The sequence below is a fragment of the Thalassococcus sp. BH17M4-6 genome (assembly GCF_049323015.1).
Classification (GTDB): domain Bacteria; phylum Pseudomonadota; class Alphaproteobacteria; order Rhodobacterales; family Rhodobacteraceae; genus Puniceibacterium.
This window is the reverse complement of the sequence record NZ_JBMPGU010000023.1, coordinates 18,686-37,472: the sequence shown is the minus strand read 5'-3', so window position 1 is coordinate 37,472 and position 18,787 is coordinate 18,686. Positions and strand designations below refer to the sequence as shown.

Here is an 18,787-nt window from a genome sequence, read left to right as displayed (position 1 = left end):
CCGTCCGATCAGGCCGCGCGCGCGGGCAACGGGCGGGCCCGCACCAGGATCACGTGCCCGAGGATCAGTAGCGCCGCCAGGATCAGGCCCAGCCACATCAGCAGCGCGGTTTTCCACAGCACCAGCACCGCCGCCAGCAGCCGCAGCGCCACCGAAACGCGTCTGAGCGGGCCCAGGTCGTGAAACGCCAGGGCCGAGGCGATGAGGTAGAGCGCCAGCACCAGCCGCGCCCCCAGCAGCGACAGCGCGGTCCAGTCGGTCTGGCCTGTGTAGCCCTCGATCAGGACGCGGCGGCCGGTGTCGCTGGTTATGGTCACGGCCTCTTCGATCAGCAGAAGCTCGGGATACCAGGCAAAGACGAAGGGGATGGTGAACATCACGATGCCCACCCGCACGGCGGCAAACCCGGTGCGCATCGGTTCCGCTCCGGTGATCGACGCGGCGGCAAAGGCCGCCACCGCCACCGGCGGCGTGATGGCCGAGGCGACGGCGAAGTAGAAGACGAACATATGCGCGGTGAAAAAGCTGACACCAAGGCTCGACAGCAGCGGCCCCAGCAAAAGTGCGACGTTGACGTAGGCGGGCACCGTCGGCATGCCCATGCCCAGCACGATCGCACACAGCATCGCGCAGGCCAGCGCCAGCATCAGGTAGACGCCGCCGACGATCTGCACCTCGACCCCCAGCACCGACAGGACCGTCGCGGTTTCTAGCCAGGAGGTCACGGCGCGGGTCAACTCTCCGGTCAGGCCGCTTTCGTTGAGGAAGGCCGAGATGATCGAGACCGCGAAGAGCAGCAGGAACAGCCGCGACAGCAGGATGCCGCCCTCGGCCAGCGACACGACGATCTTGCCGGGCCGGGCGCGGGTTTCGGGGTCCAGAAACAGCAGCGGCAGCACGATCGCCACCGCCCACCAGCCCGCCGATACCGCGTCGCCGGTGGAATTGGTCAGCGTCTGCGTGACAAAGGCGGGCAGGACAGCGGACAGCCAGCCGCTGCTCATGGCGTCCTTGTTGCCCAGCAGCAAAAGCAGGATTGTCAGGATCGGCACCGCAATGATCGTCAGGTTCAGCCAGTCCTGTCGGTCCATGATCAGATCGTCCGGGATCACGCGCATCGCCTCGACCCGTTCCTTGCGGGCCTGAAAAACCACCGCCAGAAAGATCGAAAAGAAAAAGAACATCGCGGGCAGAAAGGCCGCGGTGATGACCTTGGTATAGGGCACGGCGGTCAGCGCCACGAGGACAAAGGCCGCAACCCCCATCACCGGCGGCATGATCTGCCCGCCCGAGGACGCCGCCGCCTCGACCCCGCCCGCGAACTGCGGCGAGAACCCGGTGCGGCGCATCATCGGGATCGTCAGCCGCCCGGTCGATAGCACGTTGGTGACAGGCCCGCCGGTGATCGTGCCGAACATCGCCGACGACACGATGGCGGCATGCGCGGGCCCGCCCCGCAGGCGCCGGGTCAGGCGCACCGCAAGCTTGATCAGCGACACACCCCCGGCTGACGTGCCGAACAGCGCACCCAGGATCACGTAGGGAAAGACCTGGTTGACGATGATGTCCATGAACCGGCCCATGAACCCGTCGGGCGTGACAAAGACGTTGGTGGCCTTCTGGATCGCCGCGGCCTGCACGTCGCCGCCATCGGCCCCGAGCTTGGTCAGCAGGAAGTTGTTGTCCGACAGGTCGAACATCCAGATCAGCGTGGTGCCGACGGTGTAAAGCACAACGACACTGGCCACAGCCACCAGCGGCAGCCCCCAGACCCGGACGTTGTAGACAAAGAAGAGCGCGATTATGGTAAAGAGCAGCGGGATGATCCAGATGCCGAACCGCGCCTGGCAGGCGGGCACTTCGGCTTCGAACGACATGCCCGGGATGACGCCCGCCGACCGCTCTGCCGCGTCCTGGATCAGGCGCGCGCGTTCGCCGGTGATCTGGTCGATCAGGCAGATCGAATCGATCTCGACCAGGAACCCGGCAGCTGCCAGAACCGCGGCGATGATCAGCCCCGCATCCATCGCGAGGCCCAGCCACCTGAGTTGCGGTTTCTCGACCCGCCAGGCCCGGAACACGCTGGCATCAAGCGCCACGATCACCATCATCACCACAAAGACCGCCGGGTAGAAGTATTCCGACGGAAAGCCCGACACCCGGAAGAACGGGCGCCCGGTAAGGTCGCGGGCCAGATCCTGCAGGCCCGGGATTTCGGGCATGGTGTTGAGCATGCCGACGACCACCAGGACAAAGGCCAGCACGATGGCAAGGCGCTGGCCCGTGCCGCGGGGGGGCGATGTCTGGGTCATGCGAAGGGCCTATACATCGGGGCCGGACAGGGCCGGCCCCGCTTGGGGTGCCGGATCAGGGACGCAGGCAATCGGCGACCGTGTGGCCCGCATCCTCGAACGCGCGGATGGCGCCGGGGTGCATCTTGATCTGCACCGCCCCGCAGGCCCCCTGCGCGGTGCCATCAAGATCGCCAAAGCTCAGCCGGATGAACGGCCCCCGGGGCGATCCGGAGACAAACCGGTCCTCGCCTTCTAGGTAGGCGGTCACGATCCGGTAGACCAGGTCGTCGTCCATCGACGCCGGAACGATCTGCGCGAACGCGGTGGCAAAGCTGTCAAAGGTGTCGTCGTCTGTCACGACCGTGATGTCGTTGCCCGCATAGGCGGCGCGAAACTCCTCGACCGGAACGGAATAGGCGGCATGGCCGGGCGCCGCGAGGATCTGCTGGCCCAGTTCGCTGGCCAGAAGGTCGGAAGGCACGTCGTGCAACGTGATGCCGCCCGCCGCCGCGATGGCGATTTCGCGGCCCGACGGCAGGCCTTCGGGAATGGTCCAGGCATCTACCGCGCCACTGGTGATGGTCGACACGGTGTCGGGCCAGGGCGTCTGGACCCCCTCGTACCCCTGACCGTCCTGAAGGCCCGACAGCAACTGGATCATCGCCCGACCGGAGGTGAGCGCCGCACCCCGCGGCGGGCCGTTCCAGATCCGCAATCCGGACATGTCGCGGATATCCGCGACCGGGTTATTATTGTAATAGCCAAGGATCTGCGCCGAGCCTGCGTTGAAGAAAAGCGCGCGGAGGTTGCCCGCCAGCTCTGCCCCTTTCTCGGGCCCGACGCCGCTGTAGGGCCCAATGCCACGCGACAGAAGGAACGGCAGGATCAGCGGCGCGGGCGCCATGTCAAGCTGCCCCTCGGCCACCGCCTGCACCGAATTGGTCAGCGTCGCGCCTTCGGTGATCTGCAGCGTGGCAACGCCCGCACTTTCGAGAATCGCCGCCAGCGTGCTGTCAATGTAATGCGGGGTGGACCCGGGCGTGGTGGTTTCCGCCGTCAGCGTCGCCTGCGCGGCCAGGGGCAGCGGGGCCAGCGCAAAGGTCGCGGCCAGTATCGTTTGTTTGATCATCCTATCCTCCCAAAACCGGCGCCTTCCTCCAAAGCCGCCGCGCGCCGGTCAGGCGCCTCTTCCCGAGGGTTGCAAAAAATATATGACTTGTCACGTATTATCTTTCGGTCTTTAGTGACGGCAGGAGGAGCCCATGACCGCAGAGCCAAGGATCGACCCTGATCGCATCAATCGCCGCCGCAGGCGCGAGGACACGAACGTGTTCTCACGTCTGCCCGCCGTCTATGCGGCGTCGCGCCGTCAGGGGCAGCAGTTCCTGAAATTCGGGGGCGGGCTGTCGATCGTGGAATGGCGGACCCTGTGGGACCTGCACGAGGCGGGGCCGATGACGATCCGCGATCTGGCCGCGATCCAGCGCACCGACCATTCGCTGCTCAGCCGGGCGTTGCCGGCCATGCGCGAACGCGGGCTGGTCACCGTCGAACGCGGGCAGGGCGACGCGCGGCGGATGATCGTCGACCTGACCGACAGGGGCCGCGCCGCCTATGCCCGCGCCGCCCCGATCATGGCGCGGCGCCGCCGCGCCCTGCGCGACGTGCTGAGCGAGGAGGAGATCACGCTTTTCGCGGGTCTTCTGGACCGGCTCGAGACGTTTCTGCACATCCCCGCGCAGGACATCCTGAGCACGGAGGAGGCCAAATGACCGACCGCCCGAACGTCCTCTGGATCATGGCCGATCAACTGCGGTTCGACTATCTGAGCTGCTACGGCCACCCGCATCTTCACACGCCGCATATCGATGCACTGGCGCAGCGCGGGGTGCGCTTCACCAATGCCTATGTGCAGTCGCCGGTCTGCGGCCCGTCGCGCATGTCCGCCTACACCGGCCGCTATGTGCGCAGCCACGGGTCGACCTGGAACGGCATGCCCCTGCGAGTGGGTGAACCGACGCTGGGCGATCACCTGCGCGAGGTTGGTGCCCGCGCCGTTCTGGTTGGCAAGACCCACATGACCGCGGATGCCGACGGCATGGCGTGGCTCGGCATCGATCCATCCAGCGAAATCGGCGTCCGGGTCTCGGAATGCGGGTTCGAACCGTTCGAGCGGGACGACGGCCTGCATCCCGACAGCGCGCGGCAGAACTGGTCGGCCTATGACGACTACCTGGTGGCGCATGGCTTTGCCTCGGACAACCCGTGGGAGGATTTCGCCAATTCCGGCCTCGACCCCGATGGCGCATTGCTGTCCGCCTGGCTTCTCAAGAACTCTCGCCTCGCCGCCAACGTGCCCGAAGAGCATTCGGAAACCGCCTACATGACCAACCGCGCCATCGACTTCATGTCGGGGGTGCAGGCCGACGGGCGGCCCTGGGTCTGCCATCTGTCCTATATCAAGCCGCACTGGCCCTACATCGTGCCCGCGCCCTATCACGACATGTACGACGCGTCGCACATCGTGCCGCCCATCCGGTCGGATGCCGAGCGTACGACCGATCACCCGCTGCTGTGGGCCTACCTGGATGCCCGCGTCTGTCGCAGCTTTTCCCGGGATCACGTGCGCGAACACGTCATCCCTGCCTACATGGGGCTGATCAAGCAGCTTGACGACAATCTGGGGCGGCTCTTTGCCTGGATGGACGAAAGCGGGCTGAGCCGGAACACCATCATCGCCTTCACCTCGGATCACGGCGACTACATGGGCGACCACTGGATGGGCGACAAGGATTTCTATCATGAAACGGCGGTCAAGGTGCCGTTGATCATCGCCGATCCGCGGCCCGGGGCCGATGCCACCCGGGGACAGGTCTCGGATGCCCTGGTCGAGATGATCGACCTTGCGCCCACCTTCATGTCTGCACTGGGCTGCCCTGCCAAACCGCACGTGATCGAAGGCCGCGACCTGACGCCGATATTGCATGGGACGGGCGGGTTTTCGCGCAACTACGTCATAAGCCAGCACGATTACCACTGGTCCGAAATGGCCCGCAGCCTGGACCAGCCACAAGAACACGCGCACACCACGATGATCTTTGACGGGCGTTGGAAATATATCCGCTGCGAAGGGTTTCGTCCCGTGATGTTCGACCTGGACACCGACCCCGACGAACTGGTCGACATTGGCGCGTCGACGGCGGAGGAACACATCGCCGTGCGCCAAAGGATGGACGCCGCGCTGCTGGACTGGGCCACACGCCACCACACCCGTATCACCGCGACCCCGGCGGTTCTGGCACGGCAGAAGATGGCGGCCGAAGGCGGAATCCTCATCGGCTTCTGGGACGAGCGGGAATACGAGGAGACGGTCGGCAAACCCTTTGCGTCGCTACAACCCGTCGGAAAGCCCTGACGGGCCCGCGGATCATTTCGCTTGGAGAAGATAGTTACACAGGATAACAGTGTACTCGGGTAACAAAATCCGGGACCACTTCGATGATGCCTTTCACAGCGCCGACCGACGACATCCTATTCTCGCTGCGTGATGTGGCCGGGGCGGCCGATCTGGCGGAGTGGGACGACGAACTGGCCACCGATATCCTGTCGGCCTTCGCGGCCTTTGCCGAGGGTGAGATCGCGCCGCTGGACGCCATCGGCGACCGGCAGGGCTGCCGCCTGGAAAATGGCCGTGTGCGCATGCCAGACGGCTTTGCGCAGGCCTACGCCCAGCTGGCGGAAATGGGCTGGCAGGGGCTGACCGCGCCCGAGGATCACGGCGGGATGGGGCAGGGCCCCCTGATCGCCGCCATGGTGTCCGAGGTGTTCGCCGGGGCGAACCATGCGATGCAGATGGTCTGCAATCTCGTGCCCGGCGCGATCACGACTCTGCGCCGCTTTGGCACCGCTGCGCAACAGCAGGAATGGGTGCCGAAACTGGCCAGCGGCGCGGCGCTGTCGACCATGTGCCTGACCGAGGCCGTCGCGGGGTCCGATCTGTCAAAGGTGCGAACGCGCGCCGTGCCGCAGGGCGACGGATGGATGATCAGCGGCGAAAAGATCTTCATCTCCGGCGGTGATCAGGACCTGTCTGACGACATCCTGCATCTCGTTCTGGCCCGCAGCGGTTCGGCCGAGGAGGGGATCAAGGGCCTGTCGCTTTTCCTGACGTCGAAGCGGGCGGCAGGATCGGCGATCAAGGTCACGCGGATCGAGGAAAAGCTGGGCCTGCACGCCTCTCCGACCTGCCAGATGGCGTTTGATGCGGCCCCAGCAGAGCTTGTCGGAACCGAGGGGCAGGGGCTGAAGGCGATGTTCACGCTGATGAACCACGCCCGGCTCGATGTCGCATTCCAGGGGGTCGCGCATGCGTCCCGCGCGCAGGCCATCGCCGCCGCCTACGCGGCAGAGCGCAGGCAGGGCCGCACCGCCGACGGCGCGGAGGCTGTGCTGGCGGATCATCCGGATGTGCAGCGGATGCTGACCGAACAGCGCTGCCTCGCGCTGGGCGCGCGCGGCATGGCGCATGTCACCCTGGTGGAAATGGTGCGCGGCATCGGGCCCGAACTGGTCGATTTCCTGACACCTGTCTGCAAGGTCTTTTGCACCGAGGCCGGGATTCGAGCCGCCGATCTGGGCATCCAGGTGCTTGGCGGCTACGGCTACCTGACCGAATACCGGGTCAGCCAGACCTGGCGCGACGCCCGCATCACCTCGATCTACGAAGGGGCGAACGGTATCCATGCCCTGGCCACCGCGACGCGCGGGCTTCGGGTGGCGGACGGTGCGGGTGCGGATGCCTTCGATGCGCTGATCGGGCGGCTGACCGACGATGCCAGGGTTCTGGAGCTGCGCGAAAGGTGGCGTATGGCCCGCGCCGCGGTACTGGCAACCGACAGCCCCGCGAAATACGCGCATGGCTTCATGGAACTGACGGGCACGGTTTTCTACCGCGCGGTATGGTCCCGCATCGCCCAGGTCGGGGCCACTGAAAGCTTTAGGGAACTGGCCGAGCACGTGATCGCCCCCGGACCGGACTGGAGCAGCGCCGCCGCCTAATGGGGGATGCAGAAAGGTTGAAACGCGCGCGAGCAGCCTGAAGAGGATTTTGCGCAACCAGGTGAGAAGCCGCGCCATTGCAGTCGCGCGCGGATGCGATCAGGTGTTTCAGCTCTGCGCTTTATGCCAGCCAAATTCGCACGCCACACCGGCTATGCACCAAGCTCAGCCAAATCGCAGCCGCGTGGGGGCGCGACTGCAATGGCGCGGCGGCCTTCGGCCTTGATTCCGCGCCGGGTTCATGGATCGTACGTCCGCTCAGGGCCGTTTCAAGCCTATCGCATCACGCTTTAGCGCAGCGCGTAAAGCTCCATCTGGACGCTGCTTTGATTGCGCGCGCCGGTCCCTACGAAGAGAGTTTTGTTGACCCAGTCGTAACGCGCATCGCCGGTTTCCAGCCTTGCCTGGGTGCGCATGTAATAGCTTGCGGGGTCCACCGGTTCGCCCCGGGCAATCGCCTCGATCACCTCTTTCGGACCGTGCCGGTACCCGTAATTGACGATCTCGATCGTCGCGCCGTCGTCGGTTTCCATGGCATATCGGGTGTCGAGTTCGGCCAGACCGTTGGCGAATATCGTCTGCCAGTCCGCGCCGACATTCAGGATGCGGCCCGACAGTTCGGGGCCTGTGACGGTGCCGCCGATGATCGGAATGATCCGCCGCTGACCGGCGCGACCGTCCCCCATCGGCCGGATCGGGCCAAGCTCCACCATCAGGGTCGCGACATGATCCAGCGTCGGTTCGAGAAGGTGCATCGTCGGACTCCAGTAATTGTTTACTTGGTTAACAATCTGGCGTAGTCTTTCCGCAAAAGCAAGCAGGGAGGGCTGGTATGGCCGCGCAGCGGAAGATCCCGACGCCATCGGATGACGAGCAGAGGGCCGGGGCCGATCTTGAGGATCTGGTCGGCTACAACCTCAAACGCGCCTATGTCATCGTCAGCGCGGACTTCCGGCGGACGCTCGGGATGGACGGCTTTGGCCCGCGGGTCTTTTCGGCGCTGTCGCTGGTCGTGCAATATCCCAACATCACCCAAAGCGAACTGGCGCGGATGCTGGGCATCGAACGGTCGGGCCTTGTGGCGATCATCGACGAACTGGAAGGCCGCAAATTGCTCAAGCGGATCCCGGTGCCGCGTGACAGGCGGGTGCAGGCCCTGATCCCGACCGACGAAGGCCGTGCCGCCTATGCGCGGGCCCGAGATGCAGTGCGCGCCCACGAGGCAGCGCTTCTGTCGGATCTCACAGCCGAGGAACGCGAAACCTTGCTGACGCTCTTGCGCAAGATCAGGCAGACGGAGGACTAAGCATGCAGGACTGGACAGGCCACGCCGCCATTGTGACGGGCGGGGCATCGGGCCTTGGCGCCGCAACCGCGCTCAGGCTCGCGGACAGCGGGATGAAGGTCACCATTTTCGACCGCGACGCAGACAAGGGCAAGGCCCATGCCAACCGGATCGGCGGGCGGTTCGCCGCCGTCGACGTGTCCGAGCCCGCATCGGTCGCGGCGGGGATCGACGCGGCAGAGGCAGCGCATGGCACGCCGCGCGTGCTGGTCAACTGCGCCGGCATCGGCGAGGCGGCCAAAACCGTGTCACGCGGGGAGCCGCATGACTTCGCGCTGTTCGACCGTACCCTGCGCGTCAACCTTCTGGGCAGTTTCAACTGCGCCTCGCAGGTGGCGGCGCGGATGGTCGCCGCCGATCCGGTGGATGCCGACGGCGGGCGCGGCGTGATCGTCAACACCGCCTCGGTCGCGGCCTTCGACGGACAGATCGGTCAGATCGCCTATGCCGCGTCCAAGGGCGGGATCGTCGGGATGACCCTGCCGATGGCGCGCGACCTTGCCGACAAGGGCGTGCGGGTCTGCACCATCGCGCCGGGCCTTTTCCTCACCCCGCTGCTGCAATCGCTGCCCGAGGATGTTCAGGCCTCGCTCGGGGCGCAGGTGCCGTTTCCGTCGCGCCTGGGCAACCCCGAGGAATACGCCGAAATGGTGCATCACATCACATGCAATTCCATGCTCAACGGCGAGGTGATCCGCCTTGACGGGGCGATACGGATGGCCCCCCGCTAGGGCGGGGTCAGGGAGGATGACATGAACATCGAAGCGCCAGGCGTGGCGTCGGATTTCTGGGACCCGGAATTCGAGTACGAGCACCGCGACGACGGCACGATCCTGATGCGGCAGAAGGGGGCGTTGCCGGATCATCTGCCGACGCTGGCGGATTACCTGGACAAATGGGCCGACGCGACCCCCGAGCAGACCTGGCTCGCCCGTCGCGGGGCCGACGGCGCGTGGATCGGCCTGACCTATGGCGCGGCTCGCGAGCAGGCCCGCCGCATCGGCGCGGCGCTGCTGGCGATGGGGCTGGGGCCGGACCGACCGCTGCTGATCCTGTCGGGCAATTCGCTGGAACACGCGATGCTGGGGGCGGCGTGTTTCTACACCGGCATTCCATACGCGCCGGTGTCGCCCGCCTATTCGCTGGTGTCCAAGGATCATGCCAAGCTCAGGGAGATCGCGCAAACCCTGACCCCCGGCGCGCTTTTCGTCGAGGATGGACAGGCCTATGCCGCCGCACTGGATGCCATCAAGGCGACAGGCCGCAAGGTGATCGCCCTGGACAACCCGGGCGTGGATGCGGTGAGCTATCAATCGCTTCTGGACACCGACCCCGCCCCAGCGGACGCGGCGCGCAAGGGCATCGGCCCCGATACGGTGGTGAAATACCTCTTCACCTCCGGTTCGACCGGGTCGCCCAAGGCGGTGATCAACACCAACCGGATGATCTGCACGATGGAGGCGATGGTGCGCGACTGCTATCGCTTTTTGCAGCACACGCCGCCTGTCGTTCTGGACTGGGCGCCGTGGAACCACACGGCAGCAGGCAACAAGGTCTTCTTTCTCGTGATGACCAACGGTGGCACCTATTACATCGACGACGGCAAGCCCGCGCCGGGCAAGATCGACGAAACGATCCGCAACCTGCATGACGTGTCCTGCACCTGGTACTTCAACGTGCCCGTTGGATGGGATCGGCTGGTCGAGGAGTTGGAGCGTGACGAGGCTTTGGCCAAGACGTTCTTTGCCCGGTTGTCGATGATGTTCTACGCGGGTGCCGGCATGGCCCAGCATACCTGGGACCGCCTGCGCGCCATCGGGCGCAAGACCACGGGTCATGAGGTGCTTTTGTCGACCAGCCTGGGGTCCACCGAAACCGCGCCCTTCGCGCTGTCTTGCACGCAAGTGCAGGAAAAATCCGGCAACATCGGCGTGCCTGCCAAGGGACTGACGATGAAGCTGGTGCCCAACGGCGGCAAGCTGGAATTGCGGCTGAAGGGTCCCAGCATCACGCCGGGCTATTTCAAGGAGCCTTCCAAGACCGCAGAGGCCTTTGACGAAGAAGGCTATTACAAGATGGGCGATGCGCTGCGCCCCGCCGATCCGGAGGATTTCTCCAAAGGGTTCTTTTTTGACGGGCGGGTGGCCGAGAATTTCAAGCTCGGCACCGGCACGTGGGTCGCGGTGGGCGCTGTGCGCGCGGCCTTGGTCGACGCGATGGACGGGCTGGTGCGCGACGCCGTCATCGTCGGAGAGGATCAGAAGCAGCTGGGCGCGCTCTTGCTGCTGTCGGACCGTGCGCAAGAGATGGACGCCGACGCTCGCCACGCGGCGCTGACTGAAAAGCTCGGTGCGGCGGCGAAGGCGTCCACCGGCTCAGCCTCCTGCGTGCGGCGGGCCGTGGTGCTGGACCGGGAGCCCAGTTTCGACCGGGGCGAAATCACCGAAAAGGGATCGCTGAACCAGCGCGCCATGCGGGGCAGTCATGCCGATCTGATCGCGCGGATGTATGCGGAGGAGGGCGCGGTGCTGAAAGCCTGAGCGGCCGCGCCGCGCGCCCCGTCACAAGGCGTCGATCACCCAGACCAGCCAAAGCGTGATCGCCGGGAACGCCGCGAGGATCACCACGCGCACCATGTCGGTCAGCACGAAAGGCAGTGCGCCCTTGTAGGTCTGGCCGATGGGCGTGTGCTTGTCCATCGAGTTGATGATGAACAGGTTCATGCCCACAGGTGGCGTGATCAACCCGACCTCGACCACGATCAGCACCAGAATGCCGAACCACAGGCCGAAATCGCTAGCGCTCATCCCGAAGTCGAGGACTGACATGATCGGAAAGATGATCGGCACGGTCAGCAGCACCATCGACAGGCTGTCCATGACGCAGCCGAAGATCAGGTACATGATCAGGACGATGGTCAGCACGAACCACGGCGAAAAGCCCTGTTCGCCCACCCAGACGGATGCATTCTGCGGCAGTTGCGTCAGCGACAGGAAGTTGTTGTAGATGCCCGCGCCCAGGATGATCAGAAAGATCATCCCGGTGGCCGAGGCGGTGGACAGAATGGATTCGCGCAGGCGGTGCCAATTCATCTGCCCCGCGGCAAGTGCCGCGATGCCGGTTCCCGCGGCACCCACGGCGGCGGCCTCTGTCGGCGTGAAGATGCCCGCATAGATGCCGCCGACGACAACGATGAAGATCGTTAGGACAGGCCAGACCTTGCCGAGCGCCTTCATCCGCTCGCTCCAAGGCGCGCGGTCCTTGACCGCGGCGCTATTGGGCGACCAGTGCACCCAGACCGAGATCGCGATCATGTAGCCGATGGCGGCCAGGATGCCGGGAATCAGCGCCGCGACGAACAGCTTTTCGATGTTCTGTTCGGCGAGGATCGCATAGATCACCAGGATCACCGAAGGCGGGATCAGAATGCCCAGCGTGCCGCCCGCCGCCAGCGCACCGGTAGCGAGCGATCCGGGATAGCCATAGCGTTTCAGCTCGGGCAGGGCGACCTGCCCCATGGTGGCGGCGGTGGCCAGCGACGATCCGCAGATCGCCCCGAACCCTGCACAGGCCCCGACGGCGGACATGGCGACGCCGCCCTTGCGGTGGCCCAGAAAGCTTTCCGCCGCGCGGAAGAGCGCCGCCGACATCCCCGACAGCGTCGCGAATTGGCCCATCAGCAGGAATAGCGGGATGATCGAGAACGAGTAGTTCGAGAAGGTGCCGTAGGTCAGCGTCTTGAGTTGGTTCAGCGTCATCATCGGGTTGCCGATGACAAGCCAGGTACCGCCGACCCCGACGCCGATCATCGCAAGCGCAATGGGCATCCGCAGGAAGACCAGCACCAGAAGGGCCGGAAACGACCAGATCGCCAGTTCGATATTGGTCATGTCGGCTCACCCACCGTGCCGCGGCCCAGCAACCGGCGGGCCGAACGCAGAATGCAGAACGCCGCGACGACGACGAACGCCACGCATCCCACAAGGCTGAGCGCATAGCCCTGCCAGACCGGGATCTGCGCGATCAGCGTGGTTTCGCCGTAGGATTTCTTGTCGAGCATGCCCAGATACAGCCGGTAGCTGCCGACCAGAGCGGCGACGAACATCGCGACGTTGAACAGCAGGTCGAGGCCAAGGTTCACCGCGTTGGGCAGGGCAGTCTGAAAGAGGTCGACCCGGGCATGCGCCTCGCGGTACTGGGTCAGCGGCAGAAAGCCGAAGACCGCCGCCGCCATGCCGATTTCGGTGATGTCGTAGATGCCCCGGATCGGACCCAGCCCGATGTTGAGCGGCACCAAAGCCCGACCGATGATCGACACGCAGGTCAGCACGACAATGCCCAGCAGGACAAACCCGCTGGCCAGGGCCAGCAGGATCGCGATGCGTTCGGCGATACGGTTCAGGTGGCGGTACACTTGGGGCGTCCTCGTTCCCAAAGGCAAGACGGGCAGCGGCAGCCGCCCGTCCAAATCGCGGGGCGCGCTTAGCCGCCGTGCTTATTGATCAGCGCCTTGGCTTCTTCGATCAGCGCGGCCCCGTCGATGCCCTTGCCATCCATGTCGGCGATCCAGCGGTCGATGACGGGCTGTGACGCCTCTTTCCAGCGCGCGACCTCGGACTCGTCCAGGGTGATGATGCTGTTGCCCGCATCCACGGCGATCTGCCGCGCGGGCGCGTCCATGTCCCACATCACCTGCGACGCGAAGGCCGACAGTTTCTCGCCGGATTCCGCGTCGATGATGGCGCGCAGATCGTCCGGAAGCGCGTCGTACTTGGCCCGGTTCATCACCAGAACGATCGCCGCGGTATAAAGCGATTCCGCGCCCGAGAATTCGGTGTGGTTGCTGACCAGTTCGGACAGCCGGATGGCGGTCGTCACCTCCCACGGGATCACCGTGCCTTTGACAACACCCTTCGATATCGCCTCGGGGATCGCGGGCAGCGGCATGCCGACAGGCTCTGCCCCCAGTTCCGACAGCAGGTCGTTGATGATGCGGGTCGGGCCGCGCAGTGTCAGACCCTTCATGTCCTCGAGCGTGTTCACGCCGTTTTCCGTGTGGATGACCCCGGGGCCGTGCACCCAGGCGCCCAGCACCTTGACATCGCTGTATTCGTTGCTCTGGAAATCCTTCTCGACCATCTCCCAATAGGCCTTGGCGGTGGCCACGGGGTTGGTCATCATGAAGGGCAGTTCGAAAACTTCGGTACGCGGAAAACGCCCGGGGGTGTAGCCGACCACGGTCATCGACAGATCGACCACGCCGTCGCGGGCCTGGTCCATCAGTTCGGGCGGGCGTCCGCCCAGCGACATGGCGTCGAAATGGTCGATCTTGATCCGCCCGCCCGAGGCCGCGGCGACATTCTCGCCCCAGGGCTTGAGGATCATCGCGGGCACAGGCGCAGGCGGCGGCAGGAACTGGTGCAGCCGCAACGTGACTTCTTGCGCCTTGGCGATGCTTGGCACGGCAAGTGCGGCGGCGGCCCCGGCTGTCGTCTTGATGAACTCTCTTCTTTTCATGGTGTGACCTCCCTAGATTCCCATGATGTGTTCTGTCGTCGTGTCCCGCGGTCGATCTGTCGCGACCTTTCAGCGGAATTTAGGCTCCCGTTTCTCAAGAAAGGCACGCAGTCCTTCCTTGGCGCCATCGGACGTCTGGCACATGGCCGCCGCCAGACTTTCGGTGAACAGCCCGTCGGATCGTGACATATCGCCGATCCGAGAGATAGCGTTGATCATCAGGTAGTTGGAAAACGGCGCATTGTCCGCGATCCGGCGTGCCAGCGTCCGGGCCAGCGCCAGCCCCTCGCCCGCCTCAGTCGTGTAGTGGGCAAGGCCCAGGCGCAGCCCGTCCTCGGCCCCGTAGTTCCGCCCGGTCAGCATCATTTCCCGCATCCGGTCGGCGCCGATCAGTCGTCCGACGCGCACCGTGGCACCGCCGCCGACAAAGATGCCGCGCCGCCCCTCGGGCAGCTGGAACCGCACGTCGGGCTCGGCGATGCGCACATGGGTCGAGGCGGCAATTTCAAGCCCGCCACCTATGACGGCACCCGTCAGGACCGAGATGACGGGCAGGCCGCCGAATTCGATCAGCTCCGACACCCGGTGCCAGTTGCGCGAATGATAAACGCCGTCCACCGGCGGGCGATGTTCGTGTTCCGCCAGATCAAGGCCCGAGCAGAAATGCCCGCCCTCGCCGCGCAGGATCACCGCGTTGACGCCGTCGGGCGGGTTGGAAAAGAACCGGTCCAGATCGTCCACCAACGCATCGTTCATGGCGTTGCGCTTTTCGGGGCGGTCAAAGATCAGGGTGGCGATGTCGCCGTCGATTTCGACGCGCGTCGCCGTGCTGGCCTGGGTTGCCCCGTCGGTCATGGTCGTTGATCCCCTCAGCGGTTCCTGCTTTTTGTTGTATAGGTAAACAGTTTTAATGTATAGCATTCTTTGAAGGACACGGATCGCAGCCGAAAGGGGCGTCGCAATGGTCGACTTTAGCGCGGTGAAAGCCATTGATTTTCACACCCATGCGGAAGAACCGTGCAAGCACGACCGCAGCGATGGGTACAATGAATTCCAGGCCGGCATGGCCGCCTATTTCAAGAATCCGGCGGGCGTCGACGGCATGCTGCCCACGGTGCAGGACACCGCGGCCTACTACCGCGAACGCAACATCGCCGCGGTGATCTTTCCCGTCGATGCCGAGCGCGAGACCGGCTTTCGCCGCTATTCCAACGAAGAGGTGGCGCAGATCTGTGCCGAGAATGACGACATCCTGATCCCCTTCGCCTCGATCGATCCGCACAAGGGGCGGGCAGGCGCGCGCGAGGTGCGTCGTCTGGTGCGCGATTTCGGCGTGCGCGGGTTCAAGTTTCATCCGACCATGCAGGGCTTTTTCCCCAATGACCGGGAGGCGTGCTACACCGTGCTCGAAGCCTGTGCCGAAGAGGGGGTGATCACGCTCTTTCACACCGGGCAGACCGGCGTCGGGTCGGGCATGCGCGGCGGCATGGGGATGCGGCTCAAGTATTCCAACCCGATGCATCTGGATGATGTCGCGGTGGATTTCCCGGATATGAAGATCGTTCTCGCGCATCCCGGCTTTCCCTGGACCGAGGAAGGTCTGGCCGTGGCGCAGCACAAGCCCAACGTCTATGTCGACATGTCCGGCTGGTCGCCGAAATACTTTCCCGACATCTTCGTCAAATACGCCAACTCGATCCTGAAGAAAAAGATGCTCTTCGGGTCGGACTGGCCCGCGATCACGCCGGACCGCTGGCTGGCCGATTTCGACGCCGCCCCCTTCAAGGACGAGGTGCGCCCGCTGATCCTGAAGGAAAACGCGCTGCGCCTGCTGGGCGAGGCCTAGCCCGATGTGCCGGGCTGGACTTGCGGGAGAGGCAGACAGTTTTGCCAGCCAGTGATACGTTTTGACCGGGTCAGGTATAGGGCCCGAATTACCATGACCGGAGGTTTCCATGCCAACGCCCGCCCCCATCGACGATACGATCACGCTGGACCAGCTGGATCGCGATCCGTTCCCGATCTATCGCCGCCTGCGGGCCGAAACACCCGTCGTGCAGGTCAAGGCTGCCGGGCGGACCTTTCTGACCAAGGCCGCCGACACGAAATACGTGAAGGACAATCCCGAGCTGTTCAGCTCGGACGATCCCAACACGCCGATGAAACGCGCCTTTGGCGCGCATACGCTGATGCGCAAGGATGGCGCTGCGCATCTGCGCGAACGCATGGCGATGGCCCCCGCCTTCAGCCCCAAGGTGATCCAGACGGAATGGATGCCGCGCTATCAGAAGATCGCCGAAGACTATGTCGCGCGCCTGCCGCGGGGCGAGGTTGTCGACCTCTTCGCCATCCTGTCGGGCGCCTACGCCGCGCGCGGGCTTGCGATCCTGCTGGGGATGGAAGAGGCCAGCGACGAGGACATGATGGAATGGTCGCAGGCGCTGATCGAGGGGGCCGGGAATTTTGGCTGGCGCGATGCGCCGTTCGAACGGGCGGATCGGACCAATGCCGCCGTCAATGCGGTTCTCGACGGGGCGAAGGCTCGGCATCTGGCCGATCCGAACCCTTCGGCCTTCTCAGTCATGCTCAACGCCGACGACCCGATTCCCGAATCGCAGATCTACGCCAACATCAAGATCGCCATCGGCGGCGGCATCAACGAACCGCGCGACGCGCTCAATACCACGCTCTACGGGCTGCTGACCAACCCCGATCAGCTGGCCGAGGTGAAGAAGAACGGCGATTGGGTCAAGGCGTTCGAGGAAGGCGTGCGCTGGGTCGCGCCGATTTCCGCCTCCTCCCGCCTCGTGACCGAGGACACCGAGATCCGCGGTTACGCCATCCCCAAGGGCGACACGGTGATGACCATCCAGGCCAGCGCCAACCGCGACGAAGAGGTGGTGGAAAACGGCGAGACCTTCGACGTCTACCGGTCCGATTGTCACCACCAGTCCTTTGGCAACGGGCCGCATTTCTGCCAGGGCACCCATGTGGCCCGGCGGGCGGTCGGGCATATCATGCTGCCGACCCTTTTTGACCGCTTTCCCGATATGACGATCCCCGACACCGACGCGGTGATCTGGCGCGGCTTCGGTTTTCGGGGGCCGATCCAGATTCCGGTTCTGCTGCAATAGCGCAGACGAAATTGGTGGTGGGCCGAAGAACAGGGGGGCGCAGGTGACGCAGGACAAGGTATTGATCGCCGGGGGCGGGATCGGCGGGCTGACGCTGGCGCTGACCCTGCACCAGATCGGCGTGCCCTTCACCGTTTTCGAAAGCGCGCGCGACATGCGGCCCATCGGTGTTGGCATCAACCTGCAACCCAACGCGGTGCGCGAGCTTTTCGATCTGGGCCTGAGCTCAGAGCATCTGGACAGCGTCGGCGTGCCTGCCCGGGAATGGGCGCTGGTGGGGCTGAACGGGCGCGAGGTCTATGCCGAACCGCGCGGTCTGGATGCCGGTTACAACTGGCCGCAATACGCGGCCCACCGGGGCGCGTTTCACATGCTGCTTTACCGCACGCTGGTCGAACGGGCCGGGGCCGACGTGATCCGGCTGGGTGCCAGGGTGACCGGGTTCGCGCAGGACGACACCGGCGTGACGGCCACGGTCGCGCTGGCCGATGGAACGACCGACACGGTGCGCGGTGGGCTTTTGATCGGGGCTGACGGCATCCATTCGGCCATTCGTGCGCAGATGTACCCCGACCAGCCGCCGATCCACTGGGGCGGTGCGATCATGTGGCGCGGGACGGTCCGGGCGCGGCCGCTGCGCACCGAAAGCTCCTTCATCGGGTTGGGCACCCATCGGCACCGGATGGTGATCTATCCGATTTCGGCGCCTGACCCCGATGGCACCTGCCTGGTCAACTGGATCGCCGAGGTCACGGTCGACAATGCCGACGGCTGGCAGCAGGCCGGGTGGTTCCGACCGGTCGAGGTGGATCACTTCATCCACCATTTCGAACAGTTCCGATACGACTGGCTGGATGTGCCTGCGATGCTGCGTGCCGCCGATTGCGCTTATGAAAACCCGATGATCGACCGCGACCCGATTCCGTCCTGGGTGCAGGGTCGCGTGGGTCTGATGGGGGACGCCGCGCATGCGATGTATCCCACCGGATCGAACGGGGCGAGCCAGGCCATCGTCGATGCCCGCGTGATCGGCGCGCGTATGATCGACCACGGCGTGACCGATGCGGCGCTCGCGGCCTATGACAGGCAGCTGTGCGAACCGGTGTCGGCGCTGGTGCTGCGCAATCGCGGTGCCGGTCCGTTCGGCCTGCTCAACCTGCTTGATGACCGCTGCGGCGGACTGTTCGACGATATCGACGCGGTGATCCCCGCCGCCGAACGGGCCGAGTTCATGGCCAAGTACAAGGCGGCGGCGGGGCTAGCGATAGACCACCTGAACAGCGCCGCGCCGACCATCCCGAAGGGCGCAAAGGTCGGATAGGGGCCACCGTTCGGTTGGCGCATACCCACTACTGGCGGTGCCGACGGGCTTGACAAGAACCCTGCGAGAGTGCCGAACCGTCAGGCATTCGCGCAAGCGGGAACAAGGGGGAGCAAGG

Annotated in this window: 16 protein-coding genes; 9 read left to right on the top strand and 7 right to left on the bottom strand. The window is 65.1% G+C overall.

Annotated elements, in window-relative coordinates; all coding sequences use genetic code 11:
* Positions 1-8: 8 nt before the first annotated feature.
* Both ACOXXX_RS20695 and ACOXXX_RS20690 read right to left on the bottom strand, forming a co-directional pair.
* The gene (locus ACOXXX_RS20695; protein WP_422828530.1) at positions 9-2,312 is read right to left on the bottom strand and encodes a TRAP transporter permease; all 2,304 of its coding nucleotides are present in this window, start codon (positions 2,310-2,312) and stop codon (positions 9-11) included.
* A gap of 55 nt (positions 2,313-2,367) precedes the next feature.
* Positions 2,368-3,423, bottom strand: coding sequence for a TAXI family TRAP transporter solute-binding subunit (locus ACOXXX_RS20690; RefSeq protein WP_422828529.1), 1,056 nt, complete (start codon positions 3,421-3,423; stop codon positions 2,368-2,370).
* Positions 3,424-3,556: 133 nt separating this feature from the next.
* On the opposite strand from ACOXXX_RS20690, the gene ACOXXX_RS20685 reads away from it, so the two are divergent.
* The 3 genes from ACOXXX_RS20685 (at position 3,557) to ACOXXX_RS20675 (ending at position 7,352) form a co-directional block, all read left to right on the top strand.
* Positions 3,557-4,066 carry a MarR family winged helix-turn-helix transcriptional regulator gene (locus ACOXXX_RS20685; protein WP_422828528.1) on the top strand — a complete coding sequence of 170 codons (510 nt, stop codon included), beginning with the start codon at positions 3,557-3,559 and terminating at the stop codon, positions 4,064-4,066.
* On the top strand, positions 4,063-5,709 hold the full coding sequence (locus tag ACOXXX_RS20680; RefSeq protein WP_422828527.1) for a sulfatase-like hydrolase/transferase: 1,647 nt from the start codon (positions 4,063-4,065) through the stop codon (positions 5,707-5,709). The genes ACOXXX_RS20685 and ACOXXX_RS20680 overlap by 4 nt, the downstream gene beginning before the upstream one ends.
* Positions 5,710-5,792: 83 nt before the next feature.
* Complete coding sequence (locus tag ACOXXX_RS20675; protein WP_422828526.1) at positions 5,793-7,352, top strand: acyl-CoA dehydrogenase family protein; 1,560 nt, start codon at positions 5,793-5,795, stop codon at positions 7,350-7,352.
* Between the two features lie 290 nt (positions 7,353-7,642).
* Here ACOXXX_RS20675 and ACOXXX_RS20670 read toward each other — a convergent pair whose 3' ends face one another.
* A complete protein-coding gene (locus tag ACOXXX_RS20670) occupies positions 7,643-8,107 on the bottom strand; it encodes a DUF3237 domain-containing protein (RefSeq protein WP_422828525.1) in 465 nt (154 codons plus the stop codon).
* A 77-nt stretch (positions 8,108-8,184) separates the two neighbouring features.
* On the opposite strand from ACOXXX_RS20670, the gene ACOXXX_RS20665 reads away from it, so the two are divergent.
* Genes ACOXXX_RS20665 through ACOXXX_RS20655 form a run of 3 tightly spaced genes read left to right on the top strand, consistent with a single transcriptional unit; the run spans position 8,185 to position 11,237 of the window.
* The gene (locus tag ACOXXX_RS20665) at positions 8,185-8,658 is read left to right on the top strand and encodes a MarR family winged helix-turn-helix transcriptional regulator (protein ID WP_422828524.1); all 474 of its coding nucleotides are present in this window, start codon (positions 8,185-8,187) and stop codon (positions 8,656-8,658) included.
* A gap of 2 nt (positions 8,659-8,660) precedes the next feature.
* The gene (locus ACOXXX_RS20660; RefSeq protein WP_422828523.1) at positions 8,661-9,428 is read left to right on the top strand and encodes an SDR family NAD(P)-dependent oxidoreductase; all 768 of its coding nucleotides are present in this window, start codon (positions 8,661-8,663) and stop codon (positions 9,426-9,428) included.
* A gap of 21 nt (positions 9,429-9,449) precedes the next feature.
* On the top strand, positions 9,450-11,237 hold the full coding sequence (locus tag ACOXXX_RS20655; RefSeq protein WP_422828522.1) for a feruloyl-CoA synthase: 1,788 nt from the start codon (positions 9,450-9,452) through the stop codon (positions 11,235-11,237).
* Between the two features lie 21 nt (positions 11,238-11,258).
* Here ACOXXX_RS20655 and ACOXXX_RS20650 read toward each other — a convergent pair whose 3' ends face one another.
* The 4 genes from ACOXXX_RS20650 to ACOXXX_RS20635 form a co-directional block, all read right to left on the bottom strand.
* A complete protein-coding gene (locus ACOXXX_RS20650; protein WP_422828521.1) occupies positions 11,259-12,587 on the bottom strand; it encodes a TRAP transporter large permease in 1,329 nt (442 codons plus the stop codon).
* Complete coding sequence (locus tag ACOXXX_RS20645) at positions 12,584-13,111, bottom strand: TRAP transporter small permease (protein ID WP_422828520.1); 528 nt, start codon at positions 13,109-13,111, stop codon at positions 12,584-12,586. Before ACOXXX_RS20645 ends, ACOXXX_RS20650 begins: the two co-directional genes overlap by 4 nt.
* 68 nt (positions 13,112-13,179) lie before the next feature.
* Positions 13,180-14,214 carry a TRAP transporter substrate-binding protein gene (locus tag ACOXXX_RS20640; protein WP_422828519.1) on the bottom strand — a complete coding sequence of 345 codons (1,035 nt, stop codon included), beginning with the start codon at positions 14,212-14,214 and terminating at the stop codon, positions 13,180-13,182.
* Between the two features lie 69 nt (positions 14,215-14,283).
* Positions 14,284-15,069: a crotonase/enoyl-CoA hydratase family protein gene (locus tag ACOXXX_RS20635; RefSeq protein WP_422828518.1), complete on the bottom strand. Its 786-nt coding sequence runs from the start codon at positions 15,067-15,069 to the stop codon at positions 14,284-14,286.
* Positions 15,070-15,175: 106 nt separating this feature from the next.
* On the opposite strand from ACOXXX_RS20635, the gene ACOXXX_RS20630 reads away from it, so the two are divergent.
* The 3 genes from ACOXXX_RS20630 to ACOXXX_RS20620 all read left to right on the top strand — a co-directional run bounded on the left by ACOXXX_RS20630 (position 15,176) and on the right by ACOXXX_RS20620 (position 18,669).
* The gene (locus ACOXXX_RS20630) at positions 15,176-16,060 is read left to right on the top strand and encodes an amidohydrolase family protein (protein ID WP_422828517.1); all 885 of its coding nucleotides are present in this window, start codon (positions 15,176-15,178) and stop codon (positions 16,058-16,060) included.
* Positions 16,061-16,169: 109 nt separating this feature from the next.
* A complete protein-coding gene (locus tag ACOXXX_RS20625) occupies positions 16,170-17,348 on the top strand; it encodes a cytochrome P450 (protein WP_422828516.1) in 1,179 nt (392 codons plus the stop codon).
* A gap of 43 nt (positions 17,349-17,391) precedes the next feature.
* Positions 17,392-18,669, top strand: a complete 1,278-nt coding sequence (locus tag ACOXXX_RS20620) for a flavin-dependent oxidoreductase (RefSeq protein WP_422828515.1) — start codon at positions 17,392-17,394, stop codon at positions 18,667-18,669.
* Positions 18,670-18,787 lie beyond the last annotated feature (118 nt).

Bases quoted from the DNA above. Each gene is read 5' to 3' on its own strand.
- ACOXXX_RS20695 (WP_422828530.1), bottom strand. From the start codon at position 2,312: ATGACCCAGACATCGCCCCCCCGCGGCACGGGCCAGCGCCTTGCCATC.
- ACOXXX_RS20690 (WP_422828529.1), bottom strand. From the start codon at position 3,423: ATGATCAAACAAACGATACTGGCCGCGACCTTTGCGCTGGCCCCGCTG.
- ACOXXX_RS20685 (WP_422828528.1), top strand. From the start codon at position 3,557: ATGACCGCAGAGCCAAGGATCGACCCTGATCGCATCAATCGCCGCCGC.
- ACOXXX_RS20680 (WP_422828527.1), top strand. From the start codon at position 4,063: ATGACCGACCGCCCGAACGTCCTCTGGATCATGGCCGATCAACTGCGG.
- ACOXXX_RS20675 (WP_422828526.1), top strand. From the start codon at position 5,793: ATGATGCCTTTCACAGCGCCGACCGACGACATCCTATTCTCGCTGCGT.
- ACOXXX_RS20670 (WP_422828525.1), bottom strand. From the start codon at position 8,107: ATGCACCTTCTCGAACCGACGCTGGATCATGTCGCGACCCTGATGGTG.
- ACOXXX_RS20665 (WP_422828524.1), top strand. From the start codon at position 8,185: ATGGCCGCGCAGCGGAAGATCCCGACGCCATCGGATGACGAGCAGAGG.
- ACOXXX_RS20660 (WP_422828523.1), top strand. From the start codon at position 8,661: ATGCAGGACTGGACAGGCCACGCCGCCATTGTGACGGGCGGGGCATCG.
- ACOXXX_RS20655 (WP_422828522.1), top strand. From the start codon at position 9,450: ATGAACATCGAAGCGCCAGGCGTGGCGTCGGATTTCTGGGACCCGGAA.
- ACOXXX_RS20650 (WP_422828521.1), bottom strand. From the start codon at position 12,587: ATGACCAATATCGAACTGGCGATCTGGTCGTTTCCGGCCCTTCTGGTG.
- ACOXXX_RS20640 (WP_422828519.1), bottom strand. From the start codon at position 14,214: ATGAAAAGAAGAGAGTTCATCAAGACGACAGCCGGGGCCGCCGCCGCA.
- ACOXXX_RS20635 (WP_422828518.1), bottom strand. From the start codon at position 15,069: ATGACCGACGGGGCAACCCAGGCCAGCACGGCGACGCGCGTCGAAATC.
- ACOXXX_RS20630 (WP_422828517.1), top strand. From the start codon at position 15,176: ATGGTCGACTTTAGCGCGGTGAAAGCCATTGATTTTCACACCCATGCG.
- ACOXXX_RS20625 (WP_422828516.1), top strand. From the start codon at position 16,170: ATGCCAACGCCCGCCCCCATCGACGATACGATCACGCTGGACCAGCTG.